This window comes from Microbacterium flavescens (assembly GCF_018588945.1).
Taxonomy (GTDB): Bacteria; Actinomycetota; Actinomycetes; order Actinomycetales; family Microbacteriaceae; genus Microbacterium; species Microbacterium flavescens.
Genome location: NZ_JAFIWA010000003.1, coordinates 91,169 through 108,588 on the forward strand (window position 1 = coordinate 91,169; position 17,420 = coordinate 108,588).

Here is a 17,420-nt window from a genome sequence, read left to right on the forward strand (position 1 = left end):
CATGACGACACGCAGCACCCGCAGCCCGCGCCGCCGGACCGTCGTCGCACTGGCCGTCGTCCTGGCGGTCCTCGCCGGATTCATCGTGCGGCTCGTCGACATCCAGGTCGTCAACGCCGATGAGCACGCCGCCGATTCGCTCGAGATCGCACTGCGCGGCTCGCAGACGCTGTACGGCACCCGCGGGCAGATCGTCGACGAGACGGGTCAGACGCTGGCGGGAAGCATCCTCGAGTACGACTGCCAGCTGGACCCGCTGCTCATCACCCAGATCGACGCGCAGGTGCTCGACGAGAAGTCGGACGACCGGCTCTGGGCGGACGTGTCGGACGACGTGGCCGAGATCCTGGAGAAGGAGCCCGAAGAGATCCGCGAGATCGTCGCCATTGCCCTCGCCGCCGACGCCGGGTCACGGTACGCAGAGCTGGAGCGCGGCGTGTCGACCGAGCAGTTCCGCGCACTCGCCGATCTCGGCACCCCGTACATCGTGTGCCTGCAGCACCCGGCGCGCGCCTATCCCGACGGCGCCGTCGCCGGCAACCTCGTGGGCTTCGTCGGCACCGACGGCGACGCGCTCGAAGGCATCGAGAAGTCGTACGACGACTGCCTGACGGCGACGAATGGCAAGCGCGCCTATCAGAAGGGCAAGGACGGGGTCGTGATCCCCGGCACGAAGGTGGAGCAGGCGGCCGTCGACGGCGGCACGCTCGAGCTGACCATCCACCGCGACCTGCAGTGGTACCTCCAGCAGCTGATCGGGGAGCAGGTGCAGGACATGCGGGCCGAGCGCGGCGCGATCCTCGTCCTCGAGACGTCGACCGGCAAGATCCGTGCCGCGGCCGAGTATCCGACCGCCGATCCCAACGAGCCGGGCGCCGTCGAGGGCGTGCGCGGCAGCAAGATCTTCGAGGGAACGTTCGAGCCGGGATCGACCTTCAAGGCACTGACCGCGGCGACCGTCATCGATGCGGGCGGACAGACGCCGGCCTCGACCATCGTGGCCTCCAGCCTCGAGAACTTCCCGGGTGGCGCGCGTGTGCGCGACTCGTTCCAGCACCCGGCGTACACGTACACCCTCACCGGCGTGCTGATCGACTCCTCGAACGCCGGCATCTCGAAGTTCAGCGAGCGGGTCCCCGCGTCCACGCGCTACGACTACTTCAAGAAGTTCGGCATCGGCGGCGGGTCGGCGGTCCGCTTCAGCGGCGAGGAGACGGGCGACATCCACCCCGTAGAGGAGTGGGGCGCCCAGACGACCTACAACACCGCGTTCGGTCAGGGGCTGACCACGACCATGCCCGAGCTCGCCGGCGCGTACGGTGCGATCGCGAACGACGGGCTGCGCATGCCGCTGTCGCTGATCGAGTCCTGCACGAAGGCCGACGGGACCGTCGTGGAGCCCGACCTCCCTGAGCCCACCCGCGTCATCAGCGAATCCACGTCGACGCAGGTGCGGTCGATGCTCGAGAACGTCTTCCTCCAGGCCCCGTACGCGAAGGCCGTCGAGATCCCCGGCTACCGCATCGCGGGCAAGACCGGAACCGGTGAGAAGTCCGACGGCAAGGGCGGGTACAAGGCGGGCGTCTATTACACGACGATGGTCGGATTCGCGCCCGCGGACAACCCCGAGTACGTCGTCGTCGTCACGCTCGACGAGCCCAAAAAGGTAACATCGTCTGCGGCCAACGCGACCGCGTTCCAGAAGGCCATGACCCAGGTTCTGAAGACCTACCGCGTCATGCCCTCGACGTCGGCGCCGAAGCTGTTGCCCAAGTTCGGGTGACGCTTCCGATCCGGCCGGAGACCACATGATCCCCCTCACCATCGCCCAGCTCGCCCGCGCCGTCCGAGGCGAGGCCCTCCTGGCGGCAGGCGACTCGCCCGAGACCGTCGTGTCGGGAACCGTCGACACCGACTCTCGTCTCATCGGACCCGGCGACGTCTTCGTCGCCAAGCCCGGCGAAGAGACCGACGGGCATCTCTTCGTCGCCGCGGCAGCCGAGGCGGGCGCCTCGGTCGCGATCGTCGAGCACCCGGTCGAGGGGCCGACCGTGACCCAGATCGTGGTGCCCTCGGCGGTGGACGCGCTGGCCGACCTCGCGCGCACGGTGGTCGCACGGGTACGCGACGGCGGCGCCCTGCGCGCGGTGGGCATCACCGGGTCCAACGGCAAGACGACCACGAAGAACCTCCTCGCGCGGATCCTGGAGGGCGAGGGCGAGACCGTCTCGCCCAAGGCGTCGTTCAACAACGAGGTCGGCGCCCCGCTGACGATGCTGCGCGTGACCCAGGACACGAAGTACCTGGTGAGCGAGTTCGGGGCGAGCGCCCCCGGCGAGATCGCCCGGCTCGCCGGCCTCGTCGAGCCCGACATCGGCATCGTGCTGATGGTCGGCATGGCCCACGCCGGCGGCTTCGGCGGCATCGAGGCGACCTTCCTGGCGAAGTCCGAGCTCGTGCGCTCGATCCGCCCCGGCGGGCTCGCGGTCCTCAACGCAGACGACGCCCGCGTGGCGGCCATGGCGCAGATCGCTGCGGAGCGCGGCGTCGAGGCGCGCTGGTTCGGCCGCGGCCCCGACGCGCAGGTTCGTGCGGATGACGTCGTGGTGACAGCATCCGGAACCTCCTTCGTCGTCACGGCCGACGGCGTGGGCGCACCGCTGCGACTGCGGGTCCTCGGAGAGCACCACGTGATGAACGCGCTGGCCGCGATCGCAGCCGCCACGGCGCTGGGTGTATCGCTGCAGGACTGCATCGAGCGGCTCGAGACGGTCGAGATCGCCGAGCGCTGGCGCATGCAGCCGCTCGGGTCCGAGCGCGTGCGCATCATCAACGACGCCTACAACGCCAGCCCCGACTCCATGGCCGCTGCATTGCGCACGCTCGCGCAGATCACCGGCCCCGACGAGCGCACGGTCGCGGTGCTCGGAGCCATGAGCGAGCTCGGCGAGCACGCCGAGGAGGAGCACGACCGCGTCGGGCTCCTCGCCGTGCGCCTGGGCATCAAGCGGATCGTCGTGGTGGGTCAGGACGCCCGCCGCATGTACCTCGAAGCCGTCGCGCAGGGCTCGTGGGACGCGGAGGCGGTGTTCTTCGCCACCGCCGACGAGGCGTTCGAGTACCTGCTGGGCGAGCTGCGCGACGGCGACCGCGTGCTGGTGAAGTCGTCCAACTCGGCGGGTCTGCGGTTCCTCGGCGATCGTCTGGGAGAATCGTTCTCGTGAGATCACTCCTGACTGCAGCCGCGATCTCGCTGGCCTTCACGCTCTTCCTCACCCCCGTCTTCCTGCGGCTCTTCCGCAAGTGGGGCTGGGGACAGGTGATCCGCACGCCCGAAGACATCCGCAACCCCAACCACAAGGCGAAGCGCGGCACGCCCACCATGGGCGGCACGATCTTCATCGTCGGCACGATCGTCGGCTACCTCGTCGGAGGCGTGGTCGGCAACAACCCGCCGACCATCTCGGGTCTGCTCGTGATCTGGATGATGGTCGGGCTCGGTGCGGTCGGCTTCATCGACGACTACATGAAGGTGCGCCAGCAGCGCTTCATGGGCCTCAGCGGCTGGCGCAAGATCGTCGGCCAGGTGATCGTGACCGTGCCGTTCGGCATCGTCGCGCTGAACTTCCCGAACGGGTTCGACGAGACGCCGGCGTCCCCCTACGTCTCGATCTTCCGCGACGTGCCCGTGCTCGGCTTCATGACGTTCGGGCTCATCGCCGGCTGGATCCTCTACCTCGCGTGGGTGACCTTCATCGGCGTGGCCTTCTCGAACAGCGTGAACGTCACCGACGGACTCGACGGCATGGCCGCCGGAGCCGGCATCTTCGTGACGGGCGCGTACAGCCTGATCGCGTTCTGGCAGTTCAACCAGGCGTGCTGGGGCGGCGACGGACTGTCGGAGGCCGCCAAGACGGCCTGCTATCCGACCCGCGACCCGTTCGATCTCGCCATCGTGTCGGCTGCCTTCGTCGGCGCCCTGGTCGGCTTCCTCTGGTGGAACGCCCCGAAGGCGAAGGTCTTCATGGGCGATGTCGGATCGATGGCGATCGGCGGCGTGATCGCCGCCATGGCCATCCTCACCCGCACCGAGCTGCTGGCCGTGCTCGTGGCCGGCGTCTTCATCATCGGGCCCGGGTCGGTCATCCTCCAGCGCCTGTACTTCAAGGTCACGCGTGGCAAACGCCTGTTCCTCATGAGCCCGTTCCACCACCACCTCGAGCTGCGCGGCTGGTCGGAGGTAACGATCGTCGTGCGCATGTGGATCATCGCCGGCCTGCTCGCCGTCTCGGGCATCGGATTCTTCTACGTCGAATGGCTCTCCCGCACATGACTTCGAACCGGCTCCACGCCCTCACGAGCTGGTACGCCGACTGGAAGGGTCTGCGCGTCGCGGTGCTGGGCCTCTCGGTCACCGGCTTCTCCGTCGCGGACACGCTCGCCGAGCTCGGTGCGGAGATGCTCGTCGTCAGCGAGAAGGCCGACGAGGAGTACGCGCGCCTGGTCCCGGTGATCGGCGCCCGGCTGTGGACAGGGCCGCTCGACACGGTGCCGCAGGAGCTCGCTGACTTCGCGCCCGAGGTCGTCGTCGCCTCGCCCGGCTTCGCGCCGGGGCATCCGCTCATCGTCTGGGCATGCGAGTCGGGCATCGCGCTGTGGGGTGACATCGAGCTCGCCTGGCGCGTGCGCGACAAGGTGACGCGGCCCGACGGCACGCCCGCCGACTGGGTGCTCGTGACCGGCACGAACGGGAAGACCACGACCGTCCGGCTGGCCGCCTCGATGCTCGTCGCGGGCGGACTCCGCGCCGCGCCCGTGGGCAACATCGGCACTCCGGTGCTCGACGCGGTGCGCGACCCGAGCGGCTTCGACGCCCTCGTGGTCGAGCTGTCGAGTCACCAGCTCTGGTACCTCGGGCTGCAGGACGGCCCCGAGCCGCTCTCGCCCCACGCCGCCGTCTGCCTCAACCTCGCCGACGACCACCTGGAGTGGCACGGCTCGTTCGAGGCCTACCGCGAGGCGAAGGCGCACGTGTACGACAACACGCGCGTCGCGTGCGTCTACAACAAAGCGGATGCCGCGACCCGCGCCATGGTGGAGGACGCCGACGTGGTCGAGGGTGCACGCGCCATCGGCTTCGACCTGGGCGTGCCCGGACCCAGCGATCTGGGCGTGGTGGACGGCATCCTCGTCGACCGGGCGTTCCTCGAGGACCGCCGCACCAGCGCGCTCGAACTCACCACCGTGTCGGAGCTCGCCGAGCTCGGGCTCGCCGCCCCGCACGTCGCGTCCAACATCCTCGCGGCCGCGGCCCTCGCGCGCTCGCTCGACATCGCGCCGGCCGACATCCGCGACGCCCTCCGCGAGTTCCGGCTCGACCCTCACCGCATCGAGGTCGTCGCCCGGCACGAAGGCGTGACCTGGGTCGACGACTCGAAGGCGACCAATCCGCATGCCGCCGCGTCGTCGCTCACGGCCTACCCGGGCGCGGTCTGGGTCGTCGGCGGGCTTCTCAAGGGCGTCGACATCGCCGACCTGGTCGCCTCGCGGGGGATCGGCGCGAAAGCCGCGATCGTGATCGGGAGCGACCGCACCGCCATCGTGGCCGCGTTCGAGCGACACGCGCCGGCGGTGCCCGTCTGGGAGGTCGAGGGCGTCGAGACTGAAGAGGTCATGACGCGGGTCGTCGAACTGGCGGCCGGGATCGCGCGTGACGGGGACGTCGTGCTGCTCGCCCCCGCCGCGGCGTCCTTCGACCAGTTCGCGTCGTACGCGGACCGCGGCCGGCGCTTCGCAGCCGCGGTGAGGGATCGGATCGGAACGGGGGCCGGCGATGAGCACGACGCAGTCGCGGACCCGGCCGACCCCGACGACGCCGCCTGACCCCTCGGCTCGCGGCGGGCTCGCCGCCCGGGTGTCGCTGGGGCGCGTGTTCGCGCCGGTGCCCAGCGAGTTCCTGCTGATCTCGTCGACGGCGCTGCTGCTCACCTTCTTCGGGCTCGTCATGATCCTGTCGGCCACCTCTGCCGTGGCGACAGCAGCCGGCCTGCCGCCGTACGAGGCGGTGCTCAAGCAGGCGCTGTTCGCCGCGATCGGCGTGCCGCTGATGTTCATCGCGAGCCGGCTGCCGATCTCGTTCTGGAAGCGCATCGCCTGGCCGGCGCTCATCTTCGCCACGGCTTTCCAGCTCCTGGTCTTCACGCCCCTCGGCGTCGACAACGACGGCAACCGCAACTGGATCAACATCGGCGGTCTGCAAGCGCAGCCGTCGGAGTTCCTCAAGCTGGCGCTCGCGCTGTGGCTGGGCTTCATCCTGTTCCGCAAGCAGACGCTGCTGAGCAAGTGGCAGCACGTGTTCATCCCGATCGTGCCGGTGTCGATCGCCGTGTTCGCGACGGTGCTCGCCGGGCACGACCTCGGCACCGTGATCGTCCTCGTGCTGATCCTCCTGGGCGCCCTGTTCTTCTCGAACGTGAAGCTGCGCCTCTTCGTGATCCCGCTGATCCTCGCGATCGCGGGCATGGCGGTGTTCGCCGTCACGAGCCCGAACCGCATGCGGCGCATCATGAGCTTCCTCGACCAGAACTGCATCGCCGACTACCTCGACTCGTGCTACCAGCCGCTGCACGGCATCTGGGGTCTCGCGAACGGCGGCATCTTCGGCCTGGGGCTCGGCAACTCGCGCGAGAAGTACGACTGGCTCCCGGCCGCCGCGAACGACTACATCTTCGCGATCGTCGGCGAGGAGGTCGGCCTGATCGGCTGCGCCGTCGTGCTCTCCCTCTTCGCGCTCTACGCGGTCGGGGCGTTCCACGTGATCCGCAAGACGGACGACCCCTTCGTGCGCATCGTCGCCGGGGCGATCACGGTCTGGATCGTCGGCCAGGCGCTCATCAACATCGGCGTCGTGCTCCGTGTGTTCCCGGTGCTCGGCGTGCCGCTGCCGTTCATGTCGCAGGGCGGCACGTCGCTCGTCTCGGTGCTCGTCGCGTCCGGCGTGCTGCTGTCGTTCGCGCGGACGCTGCCGGCAGCGGTCGCGAAGCGCGAGGCGGCGATCCAGCAGGCCCGCGCCGCACGCGCGCACCGGCAGGCCGGCGCGGCGCGCTGAGCGCGCTGGGTAAACTCGCACGGTGACGACGTACCTCCTGGCCGGCGGCGGCACCGCCGGCCACGTCAACCCGCTGCTCGCCGTGGCCGACGCCCTCCGCGAGCGCGAGCCCGACGACGAGGTGCTCGTCCTCGGCACGCGCGAGGGGCTCGAGGCGCGGCTGGTGCCGGCGCGCGGCTATGAGCTGCTGTTCGTCGACAAGGTGCCCTTCCCGCGCCGCCCCGATCGCGCCGCCGCGGCGTTCCCGGTGCAGTTCCCTCGGGCCGTCGGCCAGGTCCGCTCGCACATCGCCGCGCGCGGCGTCGACGTGGTCGTCGGCTTCGGCGGCTACGCCTCGGCACCGGCATACGTCGCCGCGCGGCGCGCACGCGTGCCCTTCGTGGTGCACGAGGCGAATGCGCGCCCCGGCCTGGCGAACGTCCTCGGTGCGCGCAGCGCGGCCCGCGTCGGCGTCGCCTTCGAAGGCACGCCGCTCAAGCGGTCGCGCGTCGTGGGGATGCCGCTTCGGCGCGAGATCGTGGAGCTCGATCGAGCCGGCCTGCGCGCCGAGGCGGCCGCCCACTTCGGGCTCGACTCCGCGCGCCCCGTGCTGCTGGTGTTCGGCGGCTCGCTCGGCGCGCAGCGCCTCAACGCGGCCTTCGGCGAGGGCCACGGGGCAGCCTGGCGCGATGTCGTCGCAGCGGGGTGGCAGCTGCTGCACGTGACGGGGGAGCGCTCCACGCTCTCCGACCCCGGAGCGCAGGGCTACGCGGTGCAGCGCTACGTCGACCGCATGGATCTCGCCTTCGCTCTGGCCGACTTCATCGTGTCGCGGGCCGGCGCCGCCACCGTCAGCGAGATCAGCGCGCTGGGCATCCCGGCCGTGTACGTGCCGTACGCCGTCGGCAACGGCGAGCAGGCGCTCAACGCCGCGTCCGCGGTTCGGGCGGGCGCGGCGGTCCTCATCGCCGACGCGGAGTTCACCGGCGACCGTGTGCGTGCCGAGGTCGTGCCGCTCCTGGCCGACGAGCCTCGCCGGGCGGCCATGGCCGAGGCCGCGGCATCCGTCGGCACCCGCACGGGCACCGAGAACGTCGTGACCTTGATCGACGAGTCGCTCGGGCGCTGATCTTCGTCAGGCGACGCCGGGACCGCCGCCGCGCAGCGCCGCCGCGACGAGGGCGAGAGCTTCCTCGGGGTCGATCCGCAGAGTGCGGATCTGCTCGGCGAACGCCGTCGCCGCCTGCTGCGCCGCCCGGTGAGCCGGGTCGCCGGCGAACGACACGAACGTTCCGTTGCGCCCGCGGGTCTCGATGACCCCGGATGCCTCGAGCTCGCGGTACGCGCGGGCGACGGTTCCGGGCGCCACGCCGAGGTCTTCGGCCAGGCGGCGCACGGTAGGCAGGCGCTGACCTGCGGCGAGCTCGCCGGACGATATCGCCTCGAGCAGTCCGCCGCGCAGCTGCTCGAACGGCGCGATGGGCGAGGCGGGGTCGATGGTGATCATGCGGGACCTCCTGCAGGTGCTGCTCGGCGTCCCTCACGCTAGCGCGGCCGTGGTGCGAGACGATCGTCGCGCGGTGGACACTCACCCATCAGCGACCGCGTGCGGTCGATCGAATCCGGGAGGTGTCATGTCCGAGAGGGTCCGCTCACGCCCGATCGTCGTAGGAGGGATCCTGCTCCTCGCCGTCGCGCTGACCGCCTGCTCCACCGGGGGCGGCACACCCGGCGGCACTCCGAGCCTCGAAGGTCGGCAGGCGCCCAGCGCACGGACCGAGCTGCACGCGCCCGACGCCTTCACCGGCCGCGCGGCGCTGCCCTCGTGCGGCAGCGTCGACCTCGGCCAGGGCGAGGGGATCCCGCAGGACGCCATCGACTGTCTGGCGGATGCCGGTGACCAGGGCGCCGAACTGGTCGTGACCATGCCGACGGTCGAGGGCGATCCCATCGTGACCTACTACCGAGCGCTTCCGGCCGGCGGTGTCGAGGTCTTCACCGACATGACGCAGGACGCCTTCGGCGGCGGCTGGGCACACGAGGTGTGCGAGGACGCGACGACGATCGGCGAGTACGGGGGCTGCGCTCCGGCGATGGACTGAGTGCGCGGTGAGCGCTGCCGGACGGGCGCGCCGGGGGCGCGGCATCCGTCCCCCAACTTAGGATTGACAGGTCATGATCAGACCCGACCTCACCCTGCCCATCCCCGAGAACATCGAGGCCGCCCACTTCATCGGCATCGGCGGCTCCGGCATGTCGGGCCTCGCCCGCATGTTCCTCGAGCGCGGCATCCGCGTCTCGGGTTCGGACAGGGCCGACAGCAAGGGCCTGCAGGAACTGGCCGCCCTCGGCGCCACGGTGCATGTGGGGCACGACGCAGCGAACCTGGGCGACGACGTCGACACCGTCGTGCACACCGGTGCCATCTGGCCCGAGAACCCCGAGTTCGTGCTGGCGAAGGAGCGCGGTCTCCACGTGATCCACCGGTCGCAGGCGCTGTACTGGCTCATCGGCGGACGCCGACTCGTCTCCGTCGCCGGCGCCCACGGCAAGACGACCTCCACGGGCATGATCGTGACCGCGCTGCGCGCCCTCGGCGCCGACCCGACGTTCGTCAACGGGGGCGTCATCGCCCAGCTCGGCGTCTCGAGCGGCAGCGGCTCGGATGACCTCTTCGTGATCGAGGCCGATGAGTCCGACGGCACGTTCCTGCTCTACGACACGTCCGTCGCGCTCATCACGAACGTCGATCCCGATCACCTCGACCACTGGGGCTCGGCCGAGGCGTTCTACGACGCGTTCGCCCGCTTCGGCAACGAGGCTCGGGAGGCCGTGGTGATCTCGTCCGACGACGCGGGCGCCCGCCTCGTGACCGAGCGCCTCACGCATGACCGCGTCGTGACCTTCGGCGAGGCCGACGACGCGATCGTCCGCGTCGCCGACATCCGCACCGACGGGCCGGTGTCGTTCACGATCAGCCACGGCGGGGCGACCGTCGCGGCCGGGCTGCCGGTTCCCGGCGCGCACAACGCCATCAACGCCGCAGGCGCCGTCGCCGTGCTGCTGACCCTGGGCTTCGACCTCGAACCCGCGGTCCGCGCGGTGGAGGAGTTCGCCGGCACGGTGCGGCGCTTCGAGCTGCACGGCACCCTGCGCGGCGTCAGCGTGTACGACGACTACGCCCACCACCCGACGGAGGTCGCCGCGGCACTGGCGGCCGCGCGCACGGTCGTGGGCGACGGCCGCATCATCGCCATCCAGCAGCCGCACACGTACTCGCGCACGCAGGAGATGTACCGCGAGTTCGCCGAGGTGCTCGAGACCCACGCCGACCACACCGTGATGCTCGACGTGTACGGCGCCCGGGAGGACCCCGTGCCGGGTGTCACCGGTGCCCTCGTGAGCGGCGCCTTCGCCGACCCCGGCCACGTGCAGTACGTGCCGGACTGGCAGGAGGCGGCGGACTACACCGCGTCCGTCGCGCGCGACGGCGACTACGTCATCACGCTCGGCTGCGGCAACGTGAACCTCATCATCCCGCAGGTGCTCGAGGCCCTCGAGCGGTCGGGCACCGCCGACGCGAACCCGGGGGAGTAGGACCGGATGCGCCGGCCATCGCCGCTGCCGCCGCCTGCGAGCGGCGAGGCGAAGCGCGCCACGCCGGCGGAGCGCCCCGCGGCTCCGGAGGCGGAGGACCCGGGCACCGAGCCGGACGAGCGCGACGCGGCGCCGGTCATCCCGCTCGGGACTCCCGAGACCTTCGACGGCGCGCAGCGACATGCTCCGGACGCCCTGCCCACGATGCCCGGCGCCTCGGCTGCGCCCGGCGAGTCGTTCGCCGATGAGGCGGTGGGCCTGCGCGAGGTGTGGCGAGCCGCTCGCGCACGCCGGAAGGCCCTGCGCGCCGAGGTGCGCCGCTTCACGGCTCGGCAGCGACGCCGTCGCGCAGTCTGGATCGGCGTCACGGCATCCCTGCTCGTGCTCGCCCTGGCGACGATCGGCGCCGCGTACAGTCCGCTGTTCGCGGTGGAGACGATCACCGTGGTCGGCGCGCAGCAGCTCGACGAGGCCGAGGTGCGCGCCGCGCTCGACGGTCAGCGCGGCACGCCGCTGCCGCTTGTCGACGAGAGTGCGGTGAAGGCCGCGCTGATCACCTTCCCGCTCGTGCAGTCGTACACGCTCGAGGCGCGCCCGCCTCACGAGCTCGTGGTGCGGATCGTCGAGCGCGTGCCGATCGGCGTCATCGACACCGCGGCGGGCTTCACGCTGGTCGACGCGGCCGGCGTCGCGCTGTCGACCTCTCCATCGGCACCGGCCGGCATGCCGATCCTGGAGATCCGCGGCGGCGTCGCGTCCGACGCGTTCGTCGCCGCCGGACGCATCATGCAGTCGCTCCCCGACGCCATCCGGTCGCAGGTCACCGGTGTCTCGGCGTCGACCCCCGACGACGTGACGCTCGAGCTCGGCGGGACGAACACGACGGTCGTCTGGGGGAGCGCCGAGGACTCGGCCATGAAGGCGCTGACCCTCTCCCAGGCGATGGTGTCCCGTCCTCCGGCCGGCGTCAGCCTCTACGACGTGTCGTCCCCCACGGCTATCGTCATCCGCTGAGCCTCCGACGCCTCCGTTCTCGGAGGGGATGTCGCGACACGCCCACCCCGGTACCCGCGGGGCGGCGGCATCCGCATACCTTCAAGTCAGGAATTGCATACCGGGCAATTCTTTATACCTCTACTAGAGGTTGAAGGTTTCGACAGGTCCAGGGCTACGGAGGCCGGCATGAGCCAGAACCAGAACTACCTCGCCGTCATCAAGGTGGTCGGGGTCGGCGGAGGCGGCGTCAACGCCGTCAACCGCATGATCGAGCTCGGCCTGCGAGGCGTCGAGTTCATCGCGATCAACACCGACGCCCAGGCGCTGCTCATGAGCGACGCCGACGTCAAGCTCGACGTCGGTCGCGAGCTCACTCGCGGACTCGGCGCCGGCGCCGATCCCGAGGTCGGGCGGCGCGCAGCGGAGGATCACGCGGAGGAGATCGAAGAGGCCCTGCGCGGCGCCGACATGGTCTTCGTGACCGCCGGAGAGGGCGGCGGCACGGGCACGGGCGGCGCGCCCGTCGTGGCGAAGATCGCCAAGTCGATCGGGGCGCTCACCATCGGTGTCGTCACCAAGCCCTTCTCGTTCGAAGGACGCCGTCGCCAGCAGCAGGCCGAGACCGGAGTCGGCAAGCTGAAGGAAGAGGTCGACACCCTCATCGTGGTGCCCAATGACCGTCTCCTCGAGATCAGCGACCGCGGCATCTCGATGATCGAGGCGTTCGCGACGGCCGACCAGGTGCTCCTCGCCGGCGTGCAGGGCATCACCGACCTCATCACCACGCCCGGTCTCATCAACCTCGACTTCGCCGACGTCAAGTCGGTCATGCAGGGGGCGGGGTCCGCCCTCATGGGCATCGGCTCGGCGCGCGGCGCTGATCGGGCGATCAAGGCAGCCGAGCTCGCCGTCGAATCGCCGCTGCTCGAGGCGTCGATCGAGGGTGCGCACGGCGTGCTGCTGTCGATCCAGGGCGGTTCGAATCTCGGCATCTTCGAGATCAACGACGCCGCGCAGCTGGTCAAGGAGGCTGCGCACCCGGAGGCGAACATCATCTTCGGAACGGTCATCGACGACACGCTCGGCGATGAGGTGCGCGTGACCGTCATCGCAGCGGGCTTCGACGGCGGCGAGCCGCAGCAGCGCATCGAGCCCATCACGGCCTCGCGCATCGTCACGACGCCCGCTGTGCCGGCGCTTCCTGCCGACGAGGCGGCGGCGCAGGAGCGCGAGGCGGAGCCCGTGTCGGTCGGCGCCGCGCTGCCCGAGTCGTCGTTCGACTCGGCGTTCGGCGACGACGACCTCGATATCCCCGACTTCCTCAAGTAAGCCGGCCGCGAGCTCAGAGACCGACACGCCGTGCCAGACACCCCTGAGCTCGCGATTGCACTCGCCGATCGTCTCGCCGACGTCGACGGGCGCATAGCGGATGCCGCGCGCGCGGCCGGGCGAGACCCGGCCGCGCTCACGCGCATCGTCGTGACGAAGTTCCATCCGGCGTCGCTCGTCCACGACCTCCACCGGCTGGGAGTGCGCGACGTGGGCGAGAACCGCCAGCAGGAGTTCTCGGCCAAGGTCGCCGAGGTCGGCGACCTCGAGGGTCTGCGCTGGCACTTCATCGGGCAGGCGCAGACCAAGAAGGCGCGGGCGATCCGGGCCGCGGCATCCGCTGTCCACTCTCTGGACCGCGCGAGGCTGGCCGATGCCCTCCACGCGGCGGCGGAGCCGGGGTCTGCGGTGCTCGACGTGCTGCTGCAGGTCAACCTCACCGACGACCCGGGCCGGGGCGGGGTCCAGCCGGCCGAGCTCGAAGCCCTGGCCGGCCACGCCGCTGCCCTGCCGAGCCTGCGCGTGCGCGGCATCATGGCGGTTGCACCGCTGGACGTGGCGCCCGAAGCCGCCTTCGCGCAGCTTCCGGGGCTCGCCGACACCGTCCGGTCTGTCGTCCCGAACGCCGATTGGATCTCCGCCGGAATGACGGCGGACTTCGCCGAGGCGATCGCCGCGGGCGCGACACACCTGCGGATCGGCTCGGCAATCACGGGCCCACGGCCCCCGCACGGTTAACCTCAGAACAGATGAGCACTACGGAGGATGCGATGTCGAACCCGCTCAAGAAGACCATGGTGTACCTGGGCCTCGCCGACGAGGAAGAGGTCTACGACGAGCCGGCTCCGCAGCCGCGGAACCGCAAGCCGGAGGCGATCGTGGAGAAGACTGCGCCCGTCACGCCGCTGCACCGCCCTGCCGTCGTGCGCCAGCCGACGCCGTCCGCGATCAACGAGATCCTCACGGTGCACCCGAAGCAGTACCGCGACGCGCAGGTGATCGCCGAGAACTTCCGTGACGGGATCCCGGTCATCATCAACCTGTCGCAGATGAGCGACGCCGACGCGCGCCGCCTCATCGACTTCGCGAGCGGGCTCTCGCTGGGCCTGTACGGGCGCATCGAGCGCGTGACGAGCAAGGTCTTCCTGCTCTCGCCCGAGAACGTCGCGGTGTCCGGTGACGGCGCGGTGGCTCAGGCCGACGCGGAATCCGTTCCGTTCTCGCAGCCGTAGTCTGGATCCGTGGCCGTCGTCCAACTCATCGCCTCGATCCTGAATCTGGCACTGCTCCTCTATGTCTTTCTGTTGCTCGCGCGGCTGATCATCGATTGGATCCCGTTCTTCAATCGCGAGTGGCGCCCGAAGGGTGCGGGACTGGTTGCCGCTGAGATCGTCTACACGCTCACAGACCCGCCGATCAAGCTGTTCCGCAGGTTCATTCCTCCGCTGCGGGTCGGCGCGATCGCCATCGATTTCGGCTTCGCCCTGACGATGCTGCTGTGCTTCATCCTGCTGAGCGTCACCCGCGCCATCGCGAGCTGACGATCGGATCGCGGTGCACGCCGAGTGCTTCGACACTCCCAGGACCCGCGACTATGCTTGCTGGATACGACCAGCCGTCGGCGGGTCGTCCCCGACATCGGCCAGCGACCGGAGCGCTCGAAAGAGGAATCACCATGGCATTGACCCCCGATGACGTCGTCACCAAGCAGTTCCAGCACGTCCGCTTCAAGGAGGGCTTCGACCCCGATGAGGTCGACGACTTCCTCGACGAGATCGTCGTGGAGTGGCGCAAGGCCCTCGCCGAGAACGAGGAGCTTAAGGCCAAGCTGGCTGCCTACGAGTCGGGTTCCGCCCCCGCTCCCGCCCGTGCCGCCGAGCCGGTCGCCGCTCCGGCGCCGAGCCCGGTCCCGGCCGCCGCCGAGGGCGCGCCCAGCGGCGCCGCCAGCGCCGGCATCATCGAGCTCGCGCAGCGCCTGCACGACGAGCACGTCGCCGAAGGCCGCGCCCAGCGCGACCAGCTCATCGCCGATGCGAAGTCCCAGGCCGCTCAGATCGTGTCCGAGGCTGAGTCGCGCGGCCGCGACGAGGTCGCCAAGCTCGACCGCGAGCGCGCACAGCTCGAGACTCGCATCTCCGAGCTCCGCAACTTCGAGCGCGATTACCGCGCCCAGCTGCGCAGCTACATCGAAGGCCAGCTCCGCGACCTCGAGACCACGGCCTCCTCGTCCGGCTCGACGCCGGTCTCGGCCATCGGCCTCTAGGCCCGCCTTTTGACAGACAGGCCTCCCCTTCGCCAGGCGGCGGCCGGCGCCATCATCGCGGTTCTCGCGGTGGTGGTGCTGGCCGCCGACCAGTTCACCAAGCAGCTCGCCCTCGACAACCTGCCCTACGAGCAGCCGGTTCCCGTCTTCGGCGACTTCCTGATCTTCTACCTCGTCCGCAATCCCGGCGCCGCCTTCTCGCTCGGCGAGGGCGTCACGTGGATCTTCACCATCGCCCTGGCCGCCGTGGCCATCGCGATCGTGTGGCTCGCCGCCACGCGCGTGAAGTCCAGACTGTGGGCTGTCGCCCTCGGTCTGCTGCTCGGCGGGGTCCTGGGCAATCTGACCGACCGCGCGCTGCGCGAGCCGGGCTTCCCGGTCGGCCACGTCATCGACTTCATCAACACGCCGTGGATGATGCCGGCCATCTACAACGTCGCAGACATCTTCATCGTCTCGATGATGATCGGCGTCGCGCTGCTCGTCCTCGTCGGTCTGCACCTCGACGGCACGCGCGAGCCCCGCAAGGCAGCCGCGCAGGATGACGTCGACGCCGCCGGCGACGGAGAAGCGGATGCCGCGGCATCCGATCTCCCGAAGGCCTGACGTGGAGTCGCGCAGCCTTCCCGTCCCCGACGGCCTGGACGGCACGCGGGTCGACGCCGCCCTCGCCAAGATGCTGGGGTTCTCGCGCACGTTCGCGGCCGAGGTCGCCGACGCCGGTGGCGTCACGATGGACGGACGCACCCTCGCGAAGTCCGACAAGCTGCGCGGCGGCGCCTGGCTCGACGTCTCCTGGGCGCCGAAGGAGGAACCGCGAGTCGTTCCCATGGCCGTCCCCGACCTCGGAATCGTCTACGACGACGACGACATGGTGGTCGTCGACAAGCCCGCGGGCGTGGCCGCTCACCCCTCGCTCGGCTGGGAGGGCCCAACCGTCCTGGGTGCGCTGGCGGCAGGCGGCTATCGGATCGCCACCACCGGCGCCGCTGAGCGCCAGGGCGTCGTGCATCGCCTCGACGTCGGGACCAGCGGGCTCATGGTGGTCGCGAAGTCGGAGCATGCGTACACCGTGCTCAAGCGCGCCTTCAAGGAGCGCGAGGTCGACAAGATCTACCACGCCGTCGTGCAGGGGCACCCCGACCCGCTTGCCGGCACGATCGACGCCCCGATCGGCCGTCACCCCAGCCACTCGTGGAAGTTCGCGGTGATCCCCGACGGCAAGGACTCCGTCACGCACTACGAGACGCTCGAGGCGTTTCCGCGCGCGTCCCTCCTCGAGATCCATCTCGAGACCGGCCGCACGCATCAGATCCGCGTCCACATGGCCGCGCATCGGCACCCGTGCGTGGGTGATCCGCTGTATGGGGGCGACCCGACGCTCGCCGCACGGCTGGGGCTCACCCGCCAGTGGCTCCACGCCCACCAGCTGTCGTTCGCCCACCCGTCGTCGGGGGAGTGGGTCTCGTTCGAGTCGCCCTATCCCGCCGACCTCGCGCACGCTCTCGAGGTGCTGCGCGGCGACTGATGCGCGTGTCGCAGGCCGGTGCCAGGCTGATGCGGTGACGAAGTCGATCGAGGTGGTGCCGGCCGTGACGTTCGCCGACGTGCGCACGATGGTCGGTCCGAAGCGGCCCGACGCCGATGTCTGCTGGTGCCTCAGCTACCGCGTGCCGGGCAAGGAGAACCTCTCGCTCCATCGAGAGGCCCGCGGCGAGCGGGTGCGCGAGCTCATGAAGGAAGGCCCGCCCGGAGTGCTGGCCTACGACGGCGACGAGGTCGTCGGCTGGGCCGCCGTCCATCCGCGCGCCGACACGGCGTTCGCAACCAACCGCAAGATCCCGCATGTCGACGACCTCGACGTCTGGAGCGTGTGGTGCATCCGCGTGCGTCCGGGTCATCGCGGTGAGGGCATCTCGCATGCGCTGCTCGACGGCGCCGTCACGTTCGCGAAGAAGAACGGTGCCCCCGCGATCGAGGGCTATCCCGTCGACAATCGGGGCGAGAAGGTCGACCTCACGATGGCGTACGTCGGCACGAAGAAGCTGTTCGAGAAGGCCGGCTTCCGCAAGGCCGCCGACACCCACTCGGTGCTGAACGGCTTCCCGCGCGTGCTCATGCGGCTCGACCTGCGCTGAGGCGGAGCAG

At 70.5% G+C, this 17,420-nt stretch carries 18 protein-coding genes; 17 read left to right on the forward strand and 1 reads right to left on the reverse strand.

Annotated features, from left to right (window positions below; genetic code table 11):
* The first annotated feature begins 1 nt into the window (after position 1).
* The 6 genes from JX005_RS07330 to JX005_RS07355 are packed head-to-tail and all read left to right on the forward strand — an operon-like array spanning position 2 to position 8,216.
* Entirely contained in the window at positions 2-1,783 is a 1,782-nt protein-coding gene (locus JX005_RS07330; RefSeq protein ID WP_214466783.1) for a peptidoglycan D,D-transpeptidase FtsI family protein, read from the forward strand.
* Between the two features lie 25 nt (positions 1,784-1,808).
* Positions 1,809-3,224, forward strand: coding sequence for a UDP-N-acetylmuramoyl-tripeptide--D-alanyl-D-alanine ligase (locus JX005_RS07335; RefSeq protein ID WP_214466784.1), 1,416 nt, complete (start codon positions 1,809-1,811; stop codon positions 3,222-3,224).
* Positions 3,221-4,333, forward strand: a complete 1,113-nt coding sequence (mraY, locus tag JX005_RS07340; protein WP_214466785.1) for a phospho-N-acetylmuramoyl-pentapeptide-transferase — start codon at positions 3,221-3,223, stop codon at positions 4,331-4,333. Before JX005_RS07335 ends, mraY begins: the two co-directional genes overlap by 4 nt.
* Positions 4,330-5,883 carry a UDP-N-acetylmuramoyl-L-alanine--D-glutamate ligase gene (gene murD / locus JX005_RS07345; RefSeq protein ID WP_214466786.1) on the forward strand — a complete coding sequence of 518 codons (1,554 nt, stop codon included), beginning with the start codon at positions 4,330-4,332 and terminating at the stop codon, positions 5,881-5,883. The genes mraY and murD overlap by 4 nt, the downstream gene beginning before the upstream one ends.
* Positions 5,834-7,108, forward strand: coding sequence for a putative lipid II flippase FtsW (ftsW, locus tag JX005_RS07350; RefSeq protein WP_214466787.1), 1,275 nt, complete (start codon positions 5,834-5,836; stop codon positions 7,106-7,108). Before murD ends, ftsW begins: the two co-directional genes overlap by 50 nt.
* A 22-nt stretch (positions 7,109-7,130) precedes the next feature.
* Positions 7,131-8,216, forward strand: coding sequence for a UDP-N-acetylglucosamine--N-acetylmuramyl-(pentapeptide) pyrophosphoryl-undecaprenol N-acetylglucosamine transferase (locus JX005_RS07355; RefSeq protein ID WP_214466788.1), 1,086 nt, complete (start codon positions 7,131-7,133; stop codon positions 8,214-8,216).
* 6 nt (positions 8,217-8,222) lie between these two features.
* Here the strand turns inward: JX005_RS07355 and JX005_RS07360 are convergent, their stop codons facing one another.
* Positions 8,223-8,594 carry a GntR family transcriptional regulator gene (locus tag JX005_RS07360; RefSeq protein ID WP_214466789.1) on the reverse strand — a complete coding sequence of 124 codons (372 nt, stop codon included), beginning with the start codon at positions 8,592-8,594 and terminating at the stop codon, positions 8,223-8,225.
* Between the two features lie 127 nt (positions 8,595-8,721).
* On the opposite strand from JX005_RS07360, the gene JX005_RS07365 reads away from it, so the two are divergent.
* The 11 genes from JX005_RS07365 to JX005_RS07415 all read left to right on the forward strand — a co-directional run bounded on the left by JX005_RS07365 (position 8,722) and on the right by JX005_RS07415 (position 17,410).
* The gene (locus JX005_RS07365; protein WP_214466790.1) at positions 8,722-9,189 is read left to right on the forward strand and encodes a hypothetical protein; all 468 of its coding nucleotides are present in this window, start codon (positions 8,722-8,724) and stop codon (positions 9,187-9,189) included.
* 73 nt (positions 9,190-9,262) lie between these two features.
* A complete protein-coding gene (murC, locus tag JX005_RS07370; protein ID WP_214466791.1) occupies positions 9,263-10,684 on the forward strand; it encodes a UDP-N-acetylmuramate--L-alanine ligase in 1,422 nt (473 codons plus the stop codon).
* 6 nt (positions 10,685-10,690) lie between these two features.
* A complete protein-coding gene (locus tag JX005_RS07375) occupies positions 10,691-11,698 on the forward strand; it encodes an FtsQ-type POTRA domain-containing protein (RefSeq protein WP_214466792.1) in 1,008 nt (335 codons plus the stop codon).
* A 168-nt stretch (positions 11,699-11,866) separates the two neighbouring features.
* The gene (gene ftsZ / locus JX005_RS07380; RefSeq protein ID WP_191766252.1) at positions 11,867-13,009 is read left to right on the forward strand and encodes a cell division protein FtsZ; all 1,143 of its coding nucleotides are present in this window, start codon (positions 11,867-11,869) and stop codon (positions 13,007-13,009) included.
* A gap of 54 nt (positions 13,010-13,063) precedes the next feature.
* Entirely contained in the window at positions 13,064-13,747 is a 684-nt protein-coding gene (locus JX005_RS07385) for a YggS family pyridoxal phosphate-dependent enzyme (RefSeq protein ID WP_214467154.1), read from the forward strand.
* A 32-nt stretch (positions 13,748-13,779) separates the two neighbouring features.
* The gene (locus JX005_RS07390) at positions 13,780-14,241 is read left to right on the forward strand and encodes a cell division protein SepF (protein WP_214467155.1); all 462 of its coding nucleotides are present in this window, start codon (positions 13,780-13,782) and stop codon (positions 14,239-14,241) included.
* Positions 14,242-14,250: 9 nt separating this feature from the next.
* Positions 14,251-14,550 (forward strand): YggT family protein, encoded by a 300-nt coding sequence (locus tag JX005_RS07395; RefSeq protein ID WP_127475450.1) that lies wholly within the window; start codon positions 14,251-14,253, stop codon positions 14,548-14,550.
* Positions 14,551-14,684: 134 nt separating this feature from the next.
* On the forward strand, positions 14,685-15,272 hold the full coding sequence (locus JX005_RS07400; RefSeq protein WP_214466793.1) for a DivIVA domain-containing protein: 588 nt from the start codon (positions 14,685-14,687) through the stop codon (positions 15,270-15,272).
* 9 nt (positions 15,273-15,281) lie between these two features.
* Positions 15,282-15,878: a signal peptidase II gene (lspA, locus tag JX005_RS07405; RefSeq protein ID WP_214466794.1), complete on the forward strand. Its 597-nt coding sequence runs from the start codon at positions 15,282-15,284 to the stop codon at positions 15,876-15,878.
* A gap of 1 nt (position 15,879) precedes the next feature.
* Entirely contained in the window at positions 15,880-16,800 is a 921-nt protein-coding gene (locus JX005_RS07410) for an RluA family pseudouridine synthase (RefSeq protein ID WP_214466795.1), read from the forward strand.
* A gap of 88 nt (positions 16,801-16,888) precedes the next feature.
* Positions 16,889-17,410, forward strand: a complete 522-nt coding sequence (locus JX005_RS07415) for a GNAT family N-acetyltransferase (protein WP_214467156.1) — start codon at positions 16,889-16,891, stop codon at positions 17,408-17,410.
* The last annotated feature ends 10 nt before the right edge of the window (positions 17,411-17,420 follow it).